This is a genomic window from Psychrobacter sp. SWN149 (assembly GCF_015864565.1).
Lineage (GTDB): Bacteria > Pseudomonadota > Gammaproteobacteria > Pseudomonadales > Moraxellaceae > Psychrobacter.
Genome location: NZ_JADYWX010000001.1, coordinates 297,236 through 320,766 on the forward strand (window position 1 = coordinate 297,236; position 23,531 = coordinate 320,766).

Sequence of the window (23,531 nt, forward strand, 5' to 3'; positions counted from 1 at the left end):
GTCTTAGTCAAAGTTTACAAACTGCCTTGCCGTCGTAAAGACTAAAAGCTGTTAATTTATCTAAGGTCTTCTGTGGATTAGATTCACTAAAACCAATTTTTTTCTTTGGTGAGAAATAAGTTATTTTAGTTTGTTCATTACCTACAGACTCTAGTAAGACTTTAAAAGTATAAGTATCAAAATTAGATTTGCCGATGAAATAAGCCTTGTTTTGCTCTCTGTCTAAATTGGCGTCAATAACCTGATACCTATTTTGGTTCCGGTATTCGAAACATTTACTCATATACTTTTTTAAATTAGCATAAGAAGAGACAATATCGAGTTCGACCTCGGTCGAAACTACTCTTGCATTAGTAGTAAGCTCTGTTTCAGAAGTTGGTAAAATTGCTCTCACACAGCCTGTCAAATAGGTACTTAATAAAAAAATACTAAAAATAGCAGATAGTTTTTTCTGTAATATCATGACTACAACTCTTCTTAATTAAGGACTATTTTTCAAAAATATCAGCCACTTTTTGATTGTCATAATTACCGATTTCAACAGGACTACTAACCGTTGACTTTAGAATAATACCTTCCTTATCAGCTGGCTCAAATCTTGAGTCGGCTTCGTATTCATATACTGTGAGAGTACTAACTTCCCCTTTAGCAAAGCTTGGTTTGAACACATAGCTCTTGCCACTCTGATAGTTGACTGTAGGCAGTTGCGTATACAACGCTTTATTTTCCCATCCTGCACCACTTACTAATAGCTGATGGTTACCTGTAGGAATTTTGATAGGCCTAATACTCATTCTATAAGCATTGAGAGTTTGATTAACATTCAAACTAATTGGTATATTTTTGACCCATTGATCATCTACCTTCATAACACGAAGAGGGTCGGTAGCAAAAATACCACTACCTGTGAACTCAGCATAAGGATAGCCTCGCACTATAGCAAACTCTTGCTCATCGCTTACTACGAATTGATTGGCGTACTTAGACAATCTCTGTTCATAAGAAATACCTTCTACATTCAATTGAGGTAAGCTTGCATCTCTTCCTCTTTGGGTAGTTGGGCTAGTAAAAGCCGAGCAAGCCGTCAGACCGCTAAGAACAAATACAGCCAGTAATGTTTTGTATACCATTAGAATTCCTTTTAATATTCTAGACGTAGAAATCAATCATTCTAGAATAAAAAAATTTAATAAGGTATAAAAAATTAAACATTTTTTTATTATTTTCTCCGAAACTAATACTATCAATTACATACATAAATCACCCTAATTTTCATAGCTTGAGTGATAAAACTTAAGCAAATAAGCAAAGTAGATGCATCACCTACTAGAATAAAAACAAAAACGCCAGTGGCTAATGCGACTGGCGTTTCTTTATGCGTTATATATCTAAGTTATCTACTATCTATTGATACACATTACTGTGGTGGTTTGGCGTAGCCATTGTCTGCTGGATACGCTTGCGGTTGCTTTGGCTTGGGTTTAGCAGGATCATATAGTCCATAGATGGCTGTACCAATCACACCCGTATTGTTGATAGAACCCGAGCTGGTATTGGCAGCATAAGCACTCGCGGGCTTGCTAAATATAAAGGATGCCACCGCACTTTGGCTCTTGCGAAAACCCTCAATCACCAAATCATCATTGGGACGTAGCACATATCCGCTGTCCTGACGACTAGCAGCACTACCATCGATGACGTTTATACCATCCACACTAGCGACAATCTCATACGTGTTGGGACTGTTATTGTTGTACACCAAACGATAGGCCTGCCCTGCTTGACCTTGGACGTAGTAATTGCCTGAGTCTCGATATAGTGACAGCTCACCCGTATCCGTCTCTATCGAAAAATCAACCTTCCCTGCCAGCAGAGACATGCTATTAACCGCACGTCCTTTGTAAGACTTATCTGCATAACGGACTTGCATTTGCTCGATAGGCTGACTACTCATACGACGTAAATCAACCGTTGTCACTTGAGAATCAACGTCATCGCCCCATTTGGTACCCAAACGTTCTGACTCTGTCGCGTCTTGAGTGGCCGACATTTTAGACGACTCTGCTTGGATAGACTTATCTTGCTGAATCGTTGGGGTGGACGACTCCTGCATGCTTGGCCCTGATGAGCAGCCCGTTAGCAATGCCAGTAATAAAATGGCAGCACCTGACTGTTTTTGATGTAACGTCATACCGATCTCCCTATTTAAATGACATATAGCCATACTTCAATCAACTTCCCTGTGTCTGCTCTTTTATATTTTGTCTACTATTTCTGAGTATATAGAAACGATGCAAACAATCAATGGCTAAAATAAATCGGCCAAAAACTACTGTTTACAGTCAGCCATAAAAAATACCAGTGGCTCATGCGACTGGTATTTTTTATGCCTGTTAAGGTAGGTTGTACTAGCACGCTATCCGCTTTGCTTTAAATATGGCCAAGCTGCTCTGAGATAAATCATCATCGACCATAATGTCAAAATAACAGCGGCAACCATCAGCACATAACCAATCATTTCGAGCGATTGCCAATTGAGCAATAGCACCGTGATGGCGACCATCTGAAACGTCGTCTTCAATTTACCCACATAGGAGACTGCCACGCTGGTACTTTTGCCCAGCTCTGCCATCCACTCACGCAGTGCAGATACTGCGATTTCACGCGAGATGATGACGATAGCGGCTATCGCCATAATAATATTGGGATGCCACTGTACTAGGATTATCAGCGCTGCCGCCACCATGAGCTTGTCCGCGACTGGATCCAAAAAACGCCCAAAGGCTGACATGACATTGAGCTTACGAGCAAAATACCCATCGAGCCAGTCGGTAATCGCTGCAATGATAAAGACACCAGTCAATAGCAAGTGGCGTAATAAGCTATCGCTGAACTCGCTCATTCCTACTCGAGCGATGACATTGTCTGAGATGGCAGGCATGCCAATACCCATCGATGGTGGCCAATAGGCAATCGCGACAAACAAGGGGATCATCAGGATACGTGCAATAGTCAGATTATTAGGCAAGTTAAAAATACTCTTGGTATTTTGTGAACTTGGCGGCTCCTGCGTATGCAAATGCGTGCTGTCAGTCATGGCAAACCCAGTTTAATATAGACGTAATAATGGCAGATAGCTTAGCATTTTTCGGGCAAGGCGTCATGCCATCTCTGTAGCAGCTCAGTTATTGATTCAATTACCGACTCAGTTATCAATAATATCAACATCAAATGACTGAGTGAAGTCATCAAAGTTGTCAGGCCATCATAAGCCATTGAAAATATTTAGCTCTTCATATCCGTAGTGATACTGCCAAACACTGACAGCTCTCTAGAGACATTATCATCGATAATACCAGCAAAAGGTTGGCCTGCGCTTACGTCATTTATAACGTAATATACTGTAACCACAGCCCCTTATCGGTCAGCAGTTGCGCTATGATGGTAACTAGAAAAAACACTTGTACACTTAAATATGTAAGCAAACATGTACGCTCATTGTACTTATAAAAACTGCCCTAATAGATATGAGTTGTAGAACCTATAATTATAACAAGTTACGCCCACGGCCTCTGTAGTCACCTACACTATCCGTTTTCCTCAGCCCACAGTACCTCCTCTGTGGGCCTTTTTTTGCGTGCTTTTTATGAAGGTGTCTTTTACTTACTCAAAAACTGGCTGCCTAAACTCTGAAGCGCCCACCTATATTTTGGACAATTAATATCATAGGGCAGTACTGTAGTTATAGACAGCAATGGGGTCATTCTGTTTTCCAAATAGCCTCAATTGTTTGCTGTGCCATTTGATAGCAGCTTTCAATATTGCCTTGCCCGCACCAATCGCCACTGACGACCCATTGCTTGGTTTCATCGACCAAGATGCCTAGCTCTTCCGTATCCTTATTTACGATAGTAGCTGCATAACGCCAACGATGACAATCTGTCTGGCTAGGTGCGCTGTCCTCGTCCCAATTTAATGACTGCTTTGCTGCCTGCAATAGTTGTTCCTTGACTGCTTCCATATCGTCGTCAACGTGCGCTTGCGACCAGTTATTACGGGCATGAATGGTGACACTGGGCAGCAAGTCATCATGGGCAGGTTTTTGATGTTCAATAAATATTCTATCGATGATAGCACTATCCACATAAGCCACATCCCACTGTGGTATGGCCTGATGATTGAATGTCTCAGGCAACGGTTGTGACTTATCCCAACCAAGCATCAGCGTATAGCAAGCCTGCATTTGTGGCTGCACAATTTTGTTTTGTTCACTAAACCCACTGTCTGCCATCAGCTCCACTGCCTGACCGTTTGGCGCTGTACAGATCACCCAATCAAACCATCCAAGACTAGTCCCTGCCTCATCGAATAACTCTGTTTTTTGACTGTCCGAATGAAGAGTATCTTGATGCTGAGTGTATTGATCGAGCGGTGCCACGCGAGTCTTAAACGCGATGGTTGTGTGCTTGAGCGCAGTGGCAAGCTCGCGTCCCCAACTGGTCATTTTGGGTGTACTGATATAACGGGCATGGACAGTATCCCACTGCTCCTTATTTTGGATATCGGGCGCTTGGGTATCAGGTGCTCGAATACTCTCATTCGCTGGCGTGAGCTCAATCACATTGGCGCACCACGGCTGTAGCAAACCTGTCTGCAACCATGGCGCAATAAACTGTTGAAAGCTACCCGTTTTGGCTGTAAAGAACTGCGCGCCGAACGACCATTGCCAGTTTTTACCAGTTTCACTGTCGCTGCGATAGCGCGTCGCCAAACGACCGACACTGCGCGACTTTTCAAAGATAGTGATTTGCGGATTATCAAAGGGCATTGGGGTGTGATTCGATGCGCGCTCTAGTAAAGTGGCGGTGAGCAGTCCTGTTAGGCCACCACCGATAATGGCAATCTTGGGAGAAGGTTTATCAGTTGGGTATAAAGCGTGGTCAGTCATAATCACAATAAGCCTTATTAGGTATGTGGCGAAAATTTATGAATCGCGAGTGTAGTGTATTAAATGTTGTTCTATGATGGATATTGAACCGTCAAAATGACTTAATATCAATATCGTCTGCGTAAAAAAAGCCATGCTATTCTCGATAGCATGGCTTTTTGAACTTCTATGAACATAGATTAATAGTTGCTCTTAATCTGAATAGACAGCCCATTGATCAAACTATTAGTCAAACTATTAGTTAAACTAATATTAGTCTCCGCGACCTGCTTTGACAGCATCGACCAAATCATTAATCACTGAGCTATCTGCCAATGTGGACAAATCACCCAATCCGACATATTGCCCAGCAGCAAGATTACGTAGGATGCGACGCATGATTTTTCCTGAACGCGTCTTCGGCAGTGCATCCACCAGATAAATGGCATCCAAGGTAGCAATTGGGCCAATCTCAGCACGCACATGGCGTTTTAGCTCGGCTTTTAGATCGTCTGTTTTTTCTTCGCCAGACTTTAGAATGATAAAAGCACAGATGCCTGTACCGCGAATCTCATGCGGCATCCCAACGATTGCAGCCTCAGCAGTGGCTGGATGAGCCACGACAGCGCTCTCAATCTCTGCCGTACCCAAGCGATGTCCTGCGACATTGAGCACGTCATCGACACGACCTGTGATCCAGTAATGTCCATCTTCATCACGTTGGGCACCATCACCTGTGAAATAACGACCTGGATAATCACTAAAATAAGTTTTCAAAAAACGCTGATGATCATTATAAACGGTACGCATTTGCCCAGGCCAGCTACTGCTTATCACCAGATTGCCTTCTGCTGCACCCTCTAGTGTTGCGCCTTCACTGTCCACGATTTCTGGTTTGATACCATATAGTGGCAGCATCGCAGCACCTGGTTTTAAATCCACTGTACCTGGAATCGGTGCCATCAAAATACCACCCGTTTCAGTTTGCCACCACGTATCGACGATTGGGCATTTACTGTCACCGACAACATTATGATACCAATCCCATGCTTCTGGATTGATCGGCTCTCCGACCGAACCAAGCAGGCGTAGGCTGGAGCGATCTGATTCTCGCACAAAGGCATCGCCCTCTTTCATCATGGCGCGAATGGCTGTCGGTGCAGTGTATAGAATAGTCACGTCATGCTTATCAATAATATGACCGATACGTGCCCATGTTGGATGTTCTGGCACACCTTCAAACATCACAGTCGTCGTGCCATTGGCAAGCGGTGCATAGGTCGAGTACGTGTGCCCTGTGATCCAGCCTACATCGGCTGTACACCAGTAGACATCGTCTTCTTTGATATCAAACACATCGCGAAAGGTAGACAAGGCATAAGTAATATAGCCGCCCGTGGTATGCACAACGCCTTTTGGCTTACCTGTTGAGCCAGAGGTATATAATAAGAAGAGCGGGTCTTCGGCATTCATCACCTCAGGCTCACAATGCTCTGACTGACCATCGACTAGATTATGATACCAAACATCACGGCGACCACTCATCGGTATCGAGTTACCCGTACGATGGACGACGATGACTTTTTCGACACTGTCAGTACCATCCATGTCCAGCGCTTGATCGACGTTGGCTTTGAGCGGTGTGTGTTTACCGCCGCGCAGGCCTTCATCCGCAGTAATGACCACTTTTGAGCGACTGTCTATCAATCGATTGCCCAAGCTCTCGGCAGAAAATCCGCCAAACACCACCGAATGTACCGCGCCAATACGAGCACATGCCAGCATCGATACCATGGCTTCCGGTATCATCGGCATATATAGCGTTACGCGATCGCCTTTCCCGACCCCAAGCTTACGCAGCGAGTTACCTAGACGGCAAACGGCTTCATGCAGTTCTTTAAACGAGATAATTTTGTGCAATGAAGGATGATCGCCTTCCCAAATAATAGCGGGTTTATATGGGGTTTTTTCGAGGTGACGATCGAGGCAGTTGACTGAGATATTCAGTTGGCCATCTTCGAACCATTTGATGCGAAAGTCGTCTAAGTCATAATTGACGTCGCTGACTTTGGTGGGTTTTTTTATCCAATCGATAAGCTCAGCACGTTTCGCCCAAAAGTCATCGCGGGTTTCGTTAGAGTTGATAGAGTGGTGGTAATCTTTTAAATATTGGTCAGCGTTGGTATTGGCAGCAGCCATAAATTCGGCTGTGATTGGAAATGATTTTTGCGTCATAGTATTCGTCCTTTTTAATTATTACAACCTAAGTAGATAGTTGTCTAAAACGATCATCTATATAGGTAATAAGAGTCATCTTCCATAATGTGTGACACTCGTTTATAGTTTGACAAATAAGCGTGACGGTTGCAAGGCATCAAACGCCAAACATAACAATTTTACTGCACATCTATATACTTAGGCACAGATAGTCCCATCCTCACAAAGCGACTAGTTTGTTCATCCCAGTTAATTTCGATTCTCTACAGCTTATTGCTTATTGTTATATTAAGTACGGATTTTAGAATTATAAAAAACGATAGACTATAGTCAGTTCAATATAATTTCGATACAAGGAAACCGAGTGCAAGTTATACATTAGTATGCTTAGCGAGGATGACGATGTAGCGGATTTATATAGACTTGACTATATAAAATACAAAGTTCATAAGCGAGACAAGCCATACAACTGTATGGCTTGCTGCTATAAAAATTTCACTAAATGAATAATGCGTACTTATTTGAGCTGTGTGACGGTTTTCCATGCGCCGCTTTGTACTTGCGATAAGTAAACATCATTAAAGGCGACATGGCTCTCAGGCGTGATGGCAACAGTAGATCCTGTGATTCCATCTACAAAACTAACGGTTTCCATACCTTTATTGAAGGTATCGGCATTTAAATCTTTGCCGGCCGCTTTAAGTCCTTCAACCGTGATTCTTGCTGAAGTATAGCCAAGGATAGCACCTGCTGACACATCTTCCCCTGTGGCTTTTTTATACTTTTCAATAAAAGCTTTGGTCTCAGGCTCATTTGCTCTCAAAGCCAAATCGTTATAGTAAGAAACTGCATATAGGCCTTCACTTGCGCCGCCCGGTGCCTCAGCCACTGCGGGATGAAAACCTGTTGCAGGAGCGATGAATTTTACGTCAGTCCAGCCCATAGCGTTCGCTGTCCCTACCGCAGTGATAGCGCCACGTATCGTAAGAGATAGGCCGATTAACTCACAATTGGCTTCTTTTAATTTGGCGATTGCACCAGCAAAATCTGTTTCATCAGGACGATGCGAGCTGGCCTGAACCAGCGTGACGTTAGGGTTGCTATCGCTGATATCCTTAGCCGCCTCATTGGTCTCTTCACCATAGTCTGACGGGATATACATGACGCATAAATTTTTAATATTATTTTCGGCAATTAGGTATTCCATACCCATTTTCATGGAGTCGTAATAGGTACTACCCATCGTATAACGGCGATTGAAAGCCCCTTCTTCTTGCATAGGCTTTGCAAAAGTGATCGGCATAATATTGGGGACATTGGCGCGATCCATAATAGGGAAACTCGCTAAGTTATGCGGCGTACCAAGCGACATCAGCATACCGAATACTTTATCGCGGCTGACGAGCTTATTAGCAGCCTGTACCGCCTTTGGCACTTGATAAGAGTGATCCTCGACGATGTAACGAATCTTTCGGCCATTGACACCACCTGCCGCATTTACTTCATCAAAATACATATTGGCACCCGCGACCGCAGGATTACCGAATCCTGCAAACGGACCTGATAGATCATTGGCACCGCCCAGTAGAATCTCCGTATCCGTAACACCTTGTACCGGCATATCACTAGTAGTAGCAGCGGCCTCAGTATCTGTACCAGCTTCGGCGGGCGCGTCGGAATTACTACAGCCTGCTAAACCTATCGTACCAACAGATAGTGCCAGTAGCGTCGTCTTGAATGTCCATTTCATTGCCTTTCTCCTTGCGACTTCAGTCGCTGTTAGTTTGATGCTTTTGAGATTGATACTTTCAAGGTTGGGATAACGTCAAAATCTGAACGGTGCTAAAGAGTTAGATTAGTACATAGAGTCGATGAGAGCATGATGCTTTTTCTCAACCAAACTTCTTTTCAATTTCATCGTCGCGGTCAATTCATCATCTTCAGGGCTGAGCAGCACATCAATAAGCCTGAAGTGCTTGATGGTTTCTACCTGTGCTAACGTCTGATTGGTAGACTGTATGACCTCATCTATTAAGGCGATGACTTCTGGCGCATGACACAGCGAGCGAAAATCTGAGAACATCACCTGATTGTCTTGCGCATACTTTTCGACATTCTCCTGATCTATCATAATCAGGCAGGTCAGATATTTGCGTCTATCGCCGATGATGACGGCGTCTGAGATATAAGGCGAGAATTTAAGCTTGCTCTCAATCGCAGCGGGTGTGACGTTTTTGCCGCCTGCGGTGATAATGATGTCCTTGATGCGGCCCGTAATGAATATATAGCCCTCTTTTATCTCACCGACATCGCCAGTATGGAGCCAGCCATCCCGTAAGTCCTCAGCGGTCTTTTCGGGCTTGTTCCAGTAGCCTGCAAACACGTTCGCGCCTTTTACGAGTATCTCCCCGTTCTCGGCGATGCGGACTTCAGAATTAGGTAATGCCTTACCTACGCTACCGGCCATCTGTGCTTCAGGTGTATTGATCGATATCACGCCTGCACTTTCAGTCATGCCATAGCCTTCATAGATAGGCACGCCTATCGCATGGAACCAACGAATAACATCTAATGATATGGGCGCAGCCCCTGTGCCGGCACGGCGAATATTACTCATGCCTATCAGGTCACGAATTTTATATAGCACCAGCTTGTTCCAAAACTCGTAACGCAGTCGCTGAGCTGTCGTGGGCGTATTGCCTGCCATCACGATATCAGCGTGGTCATGACCTGCTTTTATGGCCTGATCAAATGCCCAGCCATTAAGCGCACTGGCATCACTACGCATATTACTGATAGAGGCGTACATTTTTTCCCACAATCTAGGGACGGCGGTAAAGGTATCAGGCGACACTTCTTTCATATTCTCAAATACTGTCTCTGTGCTCTCAGCAAAGTTGACGATACAGCCCCGATGAATAGGCAGATCCACTGACGTTAGACGCTCAAGCACATGGCATAACGGCAAAAAACACAGCTGCTCATCAGTGGACAAAATAGGGAGGATATCGATGGTCGTTTTTAGCCCAAAGAGGACATTGGCGTGCGTTAAAATCGCGCCTTTTGGATTACCTGTCGTGCCAGACGTGTAGATTAAGGTGCGTATATCATTCGCCGTACCTTGATCGATATAAGCGCCAAAACGCTCTCTGGCATTTTCAATACTTCGACCGATTGTATATAGATCATCAAGGAAAATAACCTGATCATCCTCTAGGCTACGCAAACCTTTACGCTCAAATACAATGACTTTTTTGACGTTAGGCGTCTGTTCACGAATCTCTAAAAACTTATGCAATTGCTCATCGTTTTCTACGATCAAAAACTTAGAATGGCTGTCATTTAATATATAGGCAAGCTGCTCGGGGCTGTCGGTCGTATAGACACCATTGGGTATCCCGCCGACGGCGCAGATGCCCATATCACAATAGAGCCATTCTTTATTATCTTCGCTCAAGATAGAGACGGTATCGCCTTTACTCAGGCCAAGCTCGATGAGTGCCATGCCGATATCGCAGCCATGATGATAATAATCAAGCCAACTATAACTCTGCCAAATACCAAAGCTCTTTTCGCGATGCGCAATCCTGTCGCCTCGGCTCAAGCAAACCTGTCGCCAGAGTTTGCTCAATGTATCGCACCCTTCTAGGATTTGAGGCGTGTGATCGAAAGGCGCATTGTGTATCTGTTGACCAGTCTCGTCATCATGATTTTTAGCATGACTTTTAGCATGGTCTTGAGACGATACTGGCGCGGCAGCTGTGACCTCAGTGATCGTAGTATCCATAGCATCCTCAGAAGAAAGTGAAGTATTGTTTTCAGTATGAACATCAATAGAGGTCGTCATGATTGTTATCGCCAAGTCTTTTTGCGTTTCCACCGAGTGGCTTCCGCAGTGTTGTCTTTGGTTTGTCCCAAATAGAACTCTTTAATATCATCAGAGTGCATCAGTTTGTCCGCTGAGCCTGCCATGACAATACGCCCTGTCTCTAACACATACCCATAATCCGCAGCTGCCAAGGCAACTCTGGCGTTTTGTTCAACCAATAAAATCGTGACGCCTTGTTCTTTATTAAGCCTGCGAATAATCGCAAATATCTCTTGTACCAATAAGGGAGACAGTCCAAGAGACGGCTCATCGAGTAGCATAAGGGAGGGTCGTGACATCAGTCCGCGACCGATAGCGAGCATCTGCTGCTGACCACCGGACATCGTGCCCGCTGCTTGAGTGCGGCGATCTTTTAGGATGGGAAAATACTCATATATCATCTCGACATCACGCTGTATCTCAGACTTGTCACGCCGAGTATAAGCGCCCATCGCCAAGTTTTCGGCGACATTCAAAAAAGGAAACACCTCGCGCCCCTCGGGTACGTGCGACAGCCCTTTTTTGACCAAGCGATCAGGCTCAGTGCCGTCGATACGCTCACCGTGGAACCACACTGCGCCTTTGCGGGGATTGATGACACCAGAGATAGTCTTCATTAGCGTCGTCTTGCCCGCACCATTAGCGCCCAAAATAGTGACGACTTTACCTTCGGGCACTTCTAGGCTCACGCCTCTCAATGCCATTACCGGACCATAAGCGGATTCTAAATTCCGCACTTCAAGCACGTTGTTCTTTACTTCAGAGTCGACCAAATTCATTTCAGTAGCCGGCGCGGCAGAGGATAGTGATTTTTTAATAGCTGACATTACACACTCTCCTGTCCAAGATAGGCTTCAATAACCTGTGGATTGGCTTGCACCTCAGCTGCTGTGCCCTGAGCCAAAAACTTACCTTCAGCGACGGCCAATACTCGATCTGACACCCGATTCACAAGACTCATGTCATGCTCTACCATCAAGATAGTCAAACCAAGATCCTTTTGCATGTCTTCGATCCACCACGCCATCTCGGACGTTTCCTCTACGCTGAGACCAGAAGCAGGCTCATCGAGCAAAATAAGCTTGGGATTAGCGGCTAGTGCGCGCGCAATCTCAACCACCTTTCTAATGCCGTAAGGCAAACCTGCGATCAGCTTATCTCGATAAGGCGCTAACTCTAAAAAATCTATAATTTTTTCAACTTGTAGACGATGCTCCCGCTCACTGCGGCGCACCTTTGGTAAAAATAATAAGTCCTGTATCCACGACGTATTGCGCTGCGAATGGCGACCGATAAGCAGATTCTGTAACACGCTTGAGTGATCAAACAATTCGATGTTTTGAAACGTACGGGCAATGCCCAATTTTGCGATATCGTGAGCAGGCAGCTTGGTAATATCAATACCATCAAAGGTAATACGACCACTGAGCGGCTCGTACAAGCGACTGATTAAGTTAAAAATCGTGGATTTACCAGCACCATTAGGCCCTACGATCGTGAACACCTCGCCCTCGTTTACCTCAAAGCTAATGTTATCAACGGCTTTGACGCCACCAAACGCAATAGATAAGGAGTCAACTTTTAATAAGCTCATCGCATACGCTCCGTTTTAAGATAAGTTTTAGAACGGCGAAATAGTCCTTTTCGATATAACGGAAACATCTGAAACCAAGTCCGTACCTTTATCCAAATACCGTATATACCGCGTGGCTCATAGATGATCATGACGACAATGACTAAAGCAAATAGCGCCGTATCAATACCGGGAACACTGGTGATACTAGAGCCCGTACTTTGACCGATAACATCGCCTAAGATAGCTATCACTTGTGGCAACAAGACAACGACGACAGCACCAAAAAACGCACCATGTATCGAGCCTAAACCGCCGATGACAATCTGCAAGAGTATGGTGATGGAGATAATAACGGTGAAGCTCTCATAATTGACCGCTTGCACAAAGTGTCCGTACATAGCGCCGCCAACAGCGGTAATCGCACAAGATATGCTAAAAGCGAGTGTTTTGGCTTGCGGTACATTGACGCCAAGCGCGCGGGCGGAGACTTCACTGTCTCTGATGGCTAAGAACGAGCGCCCAGTGCCGCTTCTGAGCAAATTAATATAACCTAAGGTCACCAACACTACGAGCGCAAGGCACAAGTAGTAAAATGCCTTTGGCGTGATATAGCGATCGATGGTGTAGCCAAAGAGGTTAATGGGAGAAGCAAAGGTACCAGAGATGCCGCCCGTAATAGGCTCAGCCACGATAGCGATGTCTTCGACGATAATACTAAGCGCCAAAGTCGCGATGGCTAAATAGATACCACTGGTTCTTAAAATCGGTCTGGCAATGATAGCGCCGATGACTCCAGTGATGAGCGCGCAGGCAATCAAGGCAGGGAAAAAATTCCACCCTCGTGCCATCAGTGCCATGTGGCTAAAGGCGCCTATCGCCATAAAGGCGGCATGACCTAAGCTGACCTGTCCTGTATGCCCCGTCAAGAGCATCAGACCCAGTCCAGAGATAGACCAAATCAATATGGCGCTGAGCTCACTAATGTAATAGTTGCTCAGTAGCCAAGGCGCCATTAATAGTAGTAAGAGGAGTACGCCATACTTTATGAGTTGGCGTTTGTCATCGAAGATATTGATATCTTGATCATAACTGTGTTTAAACTGGGCTTTCATGGGCAGTACTCATCCTTGAAAAGGTTTGGAGGCCGCTTTGTCATCCTTGAATCAAAGCTTCTATACTTTTTTCTGTTTTACCTGAGAAAAAATACCGCCTGGACGTACGATTAGCACGATCAACATAACTACATAAGGCGCAATTTGACTTAGGCCTAGCGGTAGATAGCGACCAGCAAAGGGCTCTATCACCCCTACCAGCAACCCGCCTGCCAGTGCACCAGGCAATGAGCCTAATCCGCCAATCACGGCAGCAGCAAAGGCCTTGATACCGAATAGTAGTCCGACAGAAGGCTCGATCGCGCCTTTGGCCGCAAATAGTATGCCGGCAAGCGCAGCAACCACCCCTGACAATGCCCAAACGATACCATTGACGCGCTTAACGGGAATGCCCATGTAGTAAGCTGCCATTTGGTTCTGACTACTGGCTTGCATCGCAATGCCGAGCCTAGTATGGGCAAAAAAGAAGTATAAAATGGAGGTTAATGCGATGGTAGAGATGATGATAATGATGTCAACATAAGCGATACTCAGCGAGCCTAATGCTAGCATTTTGCCTGAGAATGGTGTCTGTAGTGAGACTGGACTATGTCCCCAGATGAGACCTGCGACAAAGCGCATTAAGAATCCAAGTGAGATGGTCAGGATGACCATCGCAAATTGCGGTTGACCAAAAATACCACGTAGGACAAAGCGATCGAGTAAGTAACCAAATGCGCCCATGATAATAGCAGCAAAGGTGATACCTAATAAGAAGGGAAAGTTTGCCTGATCGGCATTAATGAAAGATATGCCTAAAAAGGCACCGAGCATCAGCATGTCGCCTTGGGCAAAGTTTACCGCCTCTGAAGCTTTGTAAATGAGTACAAAACCGAGCGCTAAGAGCCCATATATACAACCATTAGCAATCCCGCTAATGAGCAGTTGTAGGATATCCATAAATTCCCTTTTGTCTTAACAGTGTCATCCGTGACAATGTTTGAATAAGCGGTTCAATCGGCTGGCTTTTTAATATAACTACTTTTGAAGATATTTATTTTCTTCAAATAAAACGACTAAAATTTTAATCAGTCATCAACGCGGCAATAGTGGCAGCGGGTAATATTCATATTTTTACATTATACTAACTATGAATTATTGTCTACATAAAAAGTAAAGTTATTCAATGATTTATAGCAATTAGACCAAAGCTATTTATATTACTTACCTAAAAACACTGCCATTATTGCCATGGTATAATTGGGATAGTTTATATCGTTTATCCAAACCTATTCTATAAGTCATCATCATGAGTCAAATGCCAAAACAAGCAAAATCAGTGAAGCCAACCAATCCGTCAGTGGCTAATCCATCATCAGCCAAAAAGTCCAATGATAGCCAATTTGATGTCATCATCATCGGTGCTGGCGCTTCAGGATTGTACTGTGCACTTACAGCTGGTCGCCGCGGTCGACGCGTACTAGTGCTAGACCACGCCAATAAAGCCGGCAAAAAAATCCTGATGTCGGGTGGTGGCCGCTGTAATTTCACCAATTACTTCGTTGAGCCAGAGCACTTCGTCGGTAATAATCTTCACTTTTGTAAATCTGCCCTGAGTCGTTACCCAAGCTGGGAGTTCATCGGTATGGTTGAGGCTCACAAAATTGCTTATCATGAACGTGAACATGGCCAACTGTTCTGTGATGACTCCGCACAAGACATCTTGACTATGCTGCTAGATGAGTGCGCGGCGGTCGGTGTGCAAGTGAAACTGAATGCTCAAATTGAAAGTGTGCAAACCATCGAAAATGATAAAAATGCACGTTTTGAATTATTGACCACCAAACAACTCAGTAAAAAAGAAAAGCAAGAGAGAAAAGAAGCCGCCAATCAAACCAAGCTTGCGCAAACACGCTATCGCTGTGAGTCGTTGGTGGTCGCAACAGGTGGTTTGTCCATTCCGACCATGGGGGCAAGCGGCATCGGTTATGAGTTGGCACAGCAGTTTGGCCATACGCTCGTGTCAACTGATGCCAGTCTCGTGCCATTTACCTTTACGGACAAAACAGGTGAGCTTATCCGTGCATTGGCCGGTATCAGCCTGCCCGTTATCGCCAGTAACGAGCGGATTTCTTTTAAACTGCCTGTGCTATTTACCCATCGCGGACTCTCTGGCCCAGCCATGCTACAGCTGTCAAACTATTGGCAGACGGGAGAAACCATCAGTCTTAATCTGTTGCCTGACATTGATGTCACTGACTTGTTGATTGCTCGCAAAAAGTCACATCCGCGCCAACTGATACGTACCGTATTGGCAGACAACACCGATAATGCCCTACCCAAAAAACTACTAGCAGCATTACAGACGCACCTGTGGGAAGACATCAAAGATACCGAGCTTGCCAATATAAAAGACGAGCGCCTTACTGAATTGGGCGCGACAATCAATGGCTGGCGACTCAAACCCTCTGGTACTGAAGGCTATCGCACTGCTGAGGTCACACGCGGCGGCGTCACCACTGATGAAGTATCGTCAAAGACTATGCAAAGCAACTTGCAGGATGGGCTGTATTTCATCGGGGAAGTACTCGATGTCACAGGTTGGCTTGGCGGTTATAATTTCCAATGGGCATGGGCCAGTGGTTTTGTGAGTGGCGAGGTTGTCTAATAGCAGTTCGCCAATTGTGAGATAACGCGCAACGTAAGCGTCTTTCACTGTAGACTTACTAAACAGTATTTGTTTTATTGAAATTTTGGTTACTTAAATTTATGAGGTATCTCAATGCGTGCCATTCAACATGTTCATGGTGATAAAGTACCGCATTGGGTCGGTGATGGTTTTTATGTCAAAACCTTAATCAATCATCTCGAGGACAACTCTGACTTTAACTATAACCATACCGATCCTTTTTTATTGTTTGATTATGGCGAGCCGACGAGGTTTTCGCCCAATCCTGATTATAAATTGCAGCCGCATGGCATCGGACAACATCCGCATAAAGGCTTTGAAACCGTTACGCTGGCTTATGATGGTGAGATCAGCCATGCAGACTCGACAGGTGGTCGCGGTGATATTTTGGAAGGGGATGTACAGTGGATGACCGCAGGACGCGGTATCTTACATGAAGAGTTTCACTCTGAGGCATTTGGGCAGCGCGGTGGCATCTTCAGTATGGTGCAGCTGTGGGTCAATCTGCCAAGTAAGTACAAGCTGACCGACCCTAAGTATCAATCTATCAAACGGGCTGATATGCCTATCATTGAATTGATAGACGATAGTGACGCTCAGAAACAAACCATCATCGGCCAAGTTGCTATCATTGCCGGTGACTGGCACGGTATAACAGGTGCGGCAACGACATTTACCCCAATTAATATGTGGGATATCGCACTACACACCGCAGGCACGACCTCGATACAAGTCCCAGACACACACAATACGCTGCTACTGATACAACAGGGTCAGCTGCTGGTCAATGGCACAGCCGTCAGTGCGGGCGACTTGATTCAGTTTTCAGCGCCTATCCATGTCAATACAGAATCTGAACCTCCCTCTCATACGACTACTGATAGCATTGAGCTCACCTACTCTAAAGACGCGCAGGGAGTCGTCAAACTGCTACTGCTAAGTGGCGAGCCTATCGGAGAACACGTCGCAGGTTATGGCCCCTTTGTGATGAGTACACAAGAAGAGCTACGACAGGCCTTTCGCGACTATCAGATCGGCAACTTTGGTAAGTAAAAAGCCAATATAAATAAATAGCTCTAATGAATAAGACGTTCTGATAAACCATAATGCTCACGCAAAAAGAAGCCACCTAACTATGAGAGTCAGGTGGCTTCTTTTGTACGTCAGTGATTACTCAATCATCAAAGCTGATGACTAGATTACTGCGCCTGCTTTAGAAATGGATAATCAGTATAACCTTCTGAGCTGCCGCCATAAAAGCTTTCTGGATGTTGCTCATTCAGTGCAGCATTTTCACGGATACGTTCAGGCAGATCGGGATTGGCGATATAGTCACGACCAAATGCAACGGCATCGATGTAACCCGCTTTCACGTTTTTCTCAGCTTTTTCGGCCGTATAGCCGCCAGCTGCGATAATGGTATTATCAAACGCAGCACGGACACGTTGACGGAATGCATCGTTATAAGGCGTACCACCTGCCCAATCTGGCTCTGATAGATGCAGATACATCAGACCACGTTTGTTGATCTGCTCGATCATCCAAATGTTTTCTTCTTCGTTGTAACCAGCTTCTACATTGTTAAATGTACCAAGTGGCGAGATACGGATACCAACATGATCAGCATCCCAAGCATCGACACAGGCATCGATAACATCTAGCGTCAAACGTGCACGGTTTTCGCGGCTACCACCGTACTCATCATCACGCTGGTTGGTTTGCTCAACCCAGAATTGATGCAACAGATAACCATGAGCACCATGAATCTCTACCCCATCAAACCCTACTTCTTTGGCGTTTTTGGTTGCTTGAGCAAAATCAGCGATGACTTGTTTGATTTCATCAAGTGTGGCTGGGCGCGGTGTCGTTGCTTCAACACGGATGGCTTGATTGTTGCTATCACGCAATGAGGTACGGATACCAACATGAACATCTGACGCAGAAATTGGCGCTTTGCCATCAGGCTGCACGCTCTCATGAGAAACCAGACCAGTATGCCATAGCTGTACGACGATTTTGCCGCCCTTAGCATGGACATTATCTACAATAGCTTTCCATGCAGTGCTTTGATCTTGAGTATGAACGCCCGGCGCGCCTGCATAGCCTTTTGCTTGGAATGAGACTTGTGTTGCCTCAGTGATAATGAGACCCGAGCTTGCACGTTGTGAGTAGTATTCACCAGCAAGTGCTGTTGGTACATCACCTGGCTCAACTGAACGCAGACGCGTTAATGGTGCCATGATGATACGGTTCTTTAGGGTTTGGGTGCCCATCTCTACGGTTTCAAATAAATTATCGTGTGCCATAAAAAGCCTTGTTTGTTGTTTTAAACCTACATGATAGGTTTAGTATTTATTGGTCAATAGCGCTTAGTTTTATTGATTTAATTTACCAAGCACATTACTCATAAGCCTGTTCTTTATAGGGGGCAGATATGATTATTCCAAGCAATATTTACAAACAGAAACACCAATATTCACGTAATTAAATCTTTGTAAGGCCTTACTACTAATACTATTTAATAACGCTTAAACACTTTTCGCTCGAGTTCCAGTTTTGGACTGTAGTATCTTTTTGATAGACAACTCTAATGACAGATAAGTCCCGAACAATATTACCACCGAACCGACAATAGCTTGAATATTTAGGGCTTCACCAAGTAATAGATATCCCAAGATAATGGCAAAAATTGGAATCACCAACGTGATACTGGTGGCACGCGTCGGCCCAATATTTTTGATCAATTGATTCATAAAAATAAGGGCAATGGCGGTCGAAAAGACCCCAATACAAATCACTGACACCCATGCTTTTATGCTGATTTCTTGACCATAAGGGAACTCATTATAGGCCACTGGTAGCATGATTATGCTACCAATGATGAGCGATCCTGCTGTGATAGCGACCGGCGAGACATCGTATAAGTAGTTTTTGGTGATATTAGCACCGACGGCATAGCCGACACAGGCCAATAGCGCATAGCCCATCGGTAACAACCCTTCGACCAAGCCTTTGCCCTGCTCACCGCCACCAAACAAGCTCTCACTCATTAATATAATCACTCCGACCACACCGATGACCAACCCAAGCGCTTGTTTTTTAGATAGCCTATCTTTAAAAAACACGCGGGCGATAAAACCACTCATCATTGGTACCGAGGCGTTTAGTACGGCCAGCACCCCTGCATTCACTGACTGAGCAGAAAATGAGAACAACACAAAGGGTAGCGCTGCGGAAAACAAACCAACAAGCGCGAGCATTTTCCAATGCTCCTTAATACCGACTCTGTTTTTCTTATTTAGTAATACAAAGACCAACATGACCAGTCCGGCGAATATCACGCGCAGACTGGCAAAAGCCAATGAGCCAAACTCAGGCACGCCAATGCGATAAAACACAAAAGAGAGTGACCACATAAAAGAGAGCGTCACAAAGATGATGAGGTCACGGTTGGTCATTGGGCAATCCTATTAAGCGTATCGACTGAACCTGCCAACTCGTGTCGGTCATAGGCATCTGGTTAGTCGTAAAATTAGCAATTTATAAAATCTTACGATGATAACTTTTAAATGGTGCGATGGGGAGTGTTTTATAAGATTTCTGACCGTTTATTGTTTACCAATACGCACTATGCAAAACAATACTTTTATGTTGAGCGCTTCTTATAGTAAGGTGCGGTGGCAGTCTAATTCAATAATATCTATGACTAGGTAGGCTCTTATCGGTGATATCTATGTTTTCACTTATAATAATATTTATAACGCCATTAGTTGATTTTTGTTTACTAAATAATTATAGTTTGTGATGGTGCTGGTTTATTGCTGGTGGTGCAAAAATATGGACAGCAAATATCCGCTTCTAACGGATTTACTTATCAACTATTAATTTTGTCATTTATTGAGGGAACATTATGAAAAGGATAGCGTTATTCATCGGTAGTATGTCAGTGGCGACGGCAGGATTTTGCGGGGTTGGGCAATACTCAGATTCGACCGTTTGCTATATTTATAAGCAAGATAAACTGCAGAAAAAGCTAAACTGTCAGTACGATGTGGTTGAGGGGGCGTCAATGAGCTATGCGTTTAGACAGGCTTCTTACACCCTGCCAGGGTTTGGCAAGATGGCCACCTCTAACAGTGCAAACTATAACGATAGTGGTGATGTGACAGGATGGACGACCACCGTCAATGATGAGCCAGCGATTATCAGATATCGCCTGCCGACCAATCAAAGCATCGTCAGTGAGGCCTACGCGCAATCTGGTAAAGAGATACTAACCTGTTATGTCAGTAAAAAATCAAAATGGGAAATCTGTGCTGAATAGAGCAGAGTACTTTTGTAATTTGTGAATTTTTAACATTTAATTGAGCTGAGCACTTTGCTTGGCTTTTATTTCCGCCCGCTAAAAACTTGAAGCATCAGCCTTAGCTCTAACATAAGCCTCATTCAAACAATCTACTGAATTGCTTCACCTTAATCAAAGCCCAAGCCACACTACCTACTAGACAGCCATTGAATTCCAGCTCCGCATCGGTAAAGATGTCAGTATCTACTTATAAAAGCCAAGCTAAAACCTCCTACTCAAAAGGATCAGTAATGAAACTGCGTATCTTAAAATCTGCCGTGACCAACCCTTGGTTCAACCTTGCAACCGAGGACTGGATATTCCAAGCGCTAGGGACAGAACAAGAAGGAACAGAGCAATCAGCCCCAGACACGCATACCCTATTCTTGTGGCGCAATTCTGAGACTGTGGTCATTGGGCGCTCACAAAACCCATGGGTCGAGTGCAAGACGGATAAAATGGATGCAGATGATGTATTTTTGGCGCGGCGTCAGAGTGGCGGCGGCGCAGTATTTCATGATCTGGGCAACACCAATTTCACTTTTTTGTCCCCAAAACACGCTTACGACCAAACGGCTAACTTTACCATCATCATCAATGCGCTTAAAAAATTGGGTATAGACGCCACGCTATCTGGTCGTAATGACATGCAAGTCGACGACCGAAAAATATCAGGCAGCGCATTTAAACATGCCGCTGATCGCAGCTTTCATCACGGCACATTACTGGTCAATGCCAACATGCAAAAGCTTGGCGACTATCTGAATCCACATCCATTAAAGCTCAAAGCAAAGGGCATCAAGTCGGTACGCGCTCGCGTAGCAAACTTAGTAGAGTTCAATGACGCTATCAATCATGAGACGTTATCTGATGCAATTATCGAGGCGTTTTGTGAGTATTATGGAGAGGCTGCGGCAGTTGAGCAGTTGGATGAAGCCAGTCTTGCCAAGCAGCCGACGCTGAACACCTACTATCAGCAGATGGCAGATTGGGATTGGCGTTTTGGCAAGACGCCTGAGTTCACTCATCATATCGAGACGCGCTTTGATTGGGGCATGATGGATGTACATATGGATGTGAAGCAAGCGATGATTACAGAGGTTGTCATCTTCTCTGACGCGCTAAATGTTGAGCTGATTGATTTGCTTAAAGAGACATTGACAGGTGTTAAATACAATAAGAGCAAGATTCAAGATAATCTTGATCACTTAGCAAAAGCGCAACCTGAATTGGCAGCGCAAGTAAATGACTTTGAGAACTGGTTGGTTGGCGAGATGGAAGCTTAATGTATAAATCAGTCCTTTTGAGTCATTGCTAAGTGAGATATGCATCCAAAAATAAGAGGTATAGTCGGTTCAATATAATTTGGATACAAGGAAGTTGAGTGAAAGTATTACAACTAGTAGGCTAAGCGAGACTGACACCGTATCCAATTTATAGAGGATTGACTATAACTCTATAAGATAGCTATCTTATAGAGTCATCCTATTCATCCCTTTAACAACACGCTCAATCTGTTTTGTGCAATGTAGTCTGAGCAGGTAAATTATCTAAGATAGCTTTGACTTCAGTGACGTACTGACCCAAATCTGGCTCTAGATGAAAACCCTCTACGGGCGTAGGCAGGCCTTTTTGCTTACCCAATCTAACGATGATCGCGTTCCCTTCTGGTAGCACTAACACTCGCTGTCCCAAATGACCGAGCATGGCATAAAAAGGAATCGGACTGTCCATATCCGTCCATACCGAATGACCATATACCTGCGCCTGCCCTTCTGTGAACGCGGCGGCATTGGGCGTGATCATCCATTCCACATGCGCTTTACTCAGTAGCTGCTCGCCTTGCCACTCACCACCATTCAATAGCAACTGTCCAAATTTAGCAAAGTCCAGCGCACTCGCATTTAAGCAGCAATAGACCTTTTCAATATTTTTTGAACCATCAAGTGACCAGTAAGCATCGCCTTCCATCCCTAGTGGCTGCCAGAACTTTTCTTCTAAATAGCTAGAGATAGTATAGCCATGTGGCTCTAGCGCTCGCGACAGTGCAATACCAAGCATCTGTGTGTCGCCTGATGAGTATTCAAATTGGCCACCGCATGCCTCTTTAAAATCGCGATTGACCATTTGCTTAACCAAGTCATGACCATAGTAGGACTCTGCTGTGGGATTGATGGGAAAGTAATAGTCCTCTGTCCAATCGTAGCCTGAGGTCATCGCTGATAAATCTGCAAGCGTGCAGTTCTGTGCGTATTGATTGTCGACATATTCTGGCAGCCAAGTAGTAATTGGCTCATCAATGCTGTCGATATAGCCGTCTTCTACCGCTTTAAGATAAAGCATAGTCGTGACGGTTTTTGCCATAGAAAAGCTATTGGTATGCGAGTCGCTACTGTAGCTCTGCCAGTAATTTTCGTACAGTAGCTTGCCGTCTTTTATAATAGCAAAGGCAACCGTTTGGTCTGTGTCCAAGGCATTTTGTAAGGTAGGTGTAAGTTTAATTTGCTCGAAGCTGGGGTCTTTGTCCCATTTGATAGGATCTTTGGAACGAATCGTCCGATTATCAAAATCAACATAATCATCGATATTGGCAGTAGCCTCACCTTTAAAATAAGTGAGCTGTAGCCCTCGAAAAATATAGGCGTTACCCGTCACGACTAAACCGAGGCTAATAACCACTAACAGCCCTATGATAGGCAGCACTATCCATTTAAATAATATTCTCAATACAGCCATCGTAAAATCCTTTTTATATGGCGAAATTTTCTGTGTCTGGCAACCATCAATTATAGCCAGTGTGCGAGCTAAGCGTTTATTT

19 protein-coding genes are annotated in these 23,531 nt (G+C 44.7%); 4 read left to right on the forward strand and 15 right to left on the reverse strand.

Going from position 1 to position 23,531, the window contains the following annotated elements; all coding sequences use genetic code 11:
- Positions 1–7: 7 nt before the first annotated feature.
- The 12 genes from I6E86_RS01210 to I6E86_RS01265 all read right to left on the reverse strand — a co-directional run bounded on the left by I6E86_RS01210 (position 8) and on the right by I6E86_RS01265 (position 14,639).
- Positions 8–463 carry a hypothetical protein gene (locus tag I6E86_RS01210; protein ID WP_197174720.1) on the reverse strand — a complete coding sequence of 152 codons (456 nt, stop codon included), beginning with the start codon at positions 461–463 and terminating at the stop codon, positions 8–10.
- A 25-nt stretch (positions 464–488) separates the two neighbouring features.
- On the reverse strand, positions 489–1,130 hold the full coding sequence (locus I6E86_RS01215) for a hypothetical protein (RefSeq protein WP_197174721.1): 642 nt from the start codon (positions 1,128–1,130) through the stop codon (positions 489–491).
- 287 nt (positions 1,131–1,417) lie between these two features.
- Positions 1,418–2,191: a hypothetical protein gene (locus I6E86_RS01220; RefSeq protein WP_197174722.1), complete on the reverse strand. Its 774-nt coding sequence runs from the start codon at positions 2,189–2,191 to the stop codon at positions 1,418–1,420.
- A 225-nt stretch (positions 2,192–2,416) separates the two neighbouring features.
- Positions 2,417–3,097, reverse strand: a complete 681-nt coding sequence (pgsA, locus tag I6E86_RS01225; RefSeq protein WP_194363521.1) for a CDP-diacylglycerol--glycerol-3-phosphate 3-phosphatidyltransferase — start codon at positions 3,095–3,097, stop codon at positions 2,417–2,419.
- 663 nt (positions 3,098–3,760) lie between these two features.
- A complete protein-coding gene (locus tag I6E86_RS01230) occupies positions 3,761–4,948 on the reverse strand; it encodes an NAD(P)/FAD-dependent oxidoreductase (protein ID WP_197174723.1) in 1,188 nt (395 codons plus the stop codon).
- 252 nt (positions 4,949–5,200) lie between these two features.
- Positions 5,201–7,162 (reverse strand): acetate--CoA ligase, encoded by a 1,962-nt coding sequence (acs, locus tag I6E86_RS01235; protein ID WP_194363519.1) that lies wholly within the window; start codon positions 7,160–7,162, stop codon positions 5,201–5,203.
- 499 nt (positions 7,163–7,661) lie between these two features.
- A complete protein-coding gene (locus I6E86_RS01240) occupies positions 7,662–8,894 on the reverse strand; it encodes an ABC transporter substrate-binding protein (RefSeq protein WP_197174724.1) in 1,233 nt (410 codons plus the stop codon).
- Between the two features lie 105 nt (positions 8,895–8,999).
- Complete coding sequence (locus I6E86_RS01245; protein WP_197174725.1) at positions 9,000–10,991, reverse strand: AMP-dependent synthetase/ligase; 1,992 nt, start codon at positions 10,989–10,991, stop codon at positions 9,000–9,002.
- Positions 10,992–10,996: 5 nt separating this feature from the next.
- The gene (locus I6E86_RS01250) at positions 10,997–11,791 is read right to left on the reverse strand and encodes an ABC transporter ATP-binding protein (RefSeq protein ID WP_037032897.1); all 795 of its coding nucleotides are present in this window, start codon (positions 11,789–11,791) and stop codon (positions 10,997–10,999) included.
- Positions 11,792–11,838: 47 nt separating this feature from the next.
- Entirely contained in the window at positions 11,839–12,606 is a 768-nt protein-coding gene (locus I6E86_RS01255) for an ABC transporter ATP-binding protein (protein ID WP_197174726.1), read from the reverse strand.
- Positions 12,603–13,700 carry a branched-chain amino acid ABC transporter permease gene (locus I6E86_RS01260; protein WP_197174727.1) on the reverse strand — a complete coding sequence of 366 codons (1,098 nt, stop codon included), beginning with the start codon at positions 13,698–13,700 and terminating at the stop codon, positions 12,603–12,605. Before I6E86_RS01260 ends, I6E86_RS01255 begins: the two co-directional genes overlap by 4 nt.
- A gap of 60 nt (positions 13,701–13,760) precedes the next feature.
- Positions 13,761–14,639 (reverse strand): branched-chain amino acid ABC transporter permease, encoded by an 879-nt coding sequence (locus I6E86_RS01265; protein ID WP_194363514.1) that lies wholly within the window; start codon positions 14,637–14,639, stop codon positions 13,761–13,763.
- Positions 14,640–14,988: 349 nt separating this feature from the next.
- Here I6E86_RS01265 and I6E86_RS01270 point away from each other — a divergent pair, with 349 nt between their 5' ends.
- Together I6E86_RS01270 and I6E86_RS01275 are read left to right on the forward strand one after the other, a co-directional pair.
- Positions 14,989–16,347, forward strand: a complete 1,359-nt coding sequence (locus I6E86_RS01270; RefSeq protein WP_227680467.1) for an NAD(P)/FAD-dependent oxidoreductase — start codon at positions 14,989–14,991, stop codon at positions 16,345–16,347.
- 114 nt (positions 16,348–16,461) lie between these two features.
- Positions 16,462–17,421: a pirin family protein gene (locus I6E86_RS01275; protein WP_197174728.1), complete on the forward strand. Its 960-nt coding sequence runs from the start codon at positions 16,462–16,464 to the stop codon at positions 17,419–17,421.
- A 146-nt stretch (positions 17,422–17,567) separates the two neighbouring features.
- On the opposite strand, the gene I6E86_RS01280 is transcribed toward I6E86_RS01275, so the two are convergent.
- Positions 17,568–18,674 carry an alkene reductase gene (locus I6E86_RS01280; protein ID WP_197174729.1) on the reverse strand — a complete coding sequence of 369 codons (1,107 nt, stop codon included), beginning with the start codon at positions 18,672–18,674 and terminating at the stop codon, positions 17,568–17,570.
- A 222-nt stretch (positions 18,675–18,896) separates the two neighbouring features.
- A complete protein-coding gene (locus I6E86_RS01285) occupies positions 18,897–19,826 on the reverse strand; it encodes a DMT family transporter (protein WP_197174730.1) in 930 nt (309 codons plus the stop codon).
- A 452-nt stretch (positions 19,827–20,278) separates the two neighbouring features.
- On the opposite strand from I6E86_RS01285, the gene I6E86_RS01290 reads away from it, so the two are divergent.
- On the forward strand, positions 20,279–20,692 hold the full coding sequence (locus I6E86_RS01290) for a hypothetical protein (protein ID WP_197174731.1): 414 nt from the start codon (positions 20,279–20,281) through the stop codon (positions 20,690–20,692).
- Between the two features lie 272 nt (positions 20,693–20,964).
- The gene (locus tag I6E86_RS01295) at positions 20,965–21,999 is read left to right on the forward strand and encodes a lipoate--protein ligase (protein WP_197174732.1); all 1,035 of its coding nucleotides are present in this window, start codon (positions 20,965–20,967) and stop codon (positions 21,997–21,999) included.
- A gap of 223 nt (positions 22,000–22,222) precedes the next feature.
- On the opposite strand, the gene I6E86_RS01300 is transcribed toward I6E86_RS01295, so the two are convergent.
- Positions 22,223–23,449, reverse strand: coding sequence for a serine hydrolase domain-containing protein (locus I6E86_RS01300; RefSeq protein ID WP_197174733.1), 1,227 nt, complete (start codon positions 23,447–23,449; stop codon positions 22,223–22,225).
- Between the last annotated feature and the right edge of the window lie 82 nt (positions 23,450–23,531).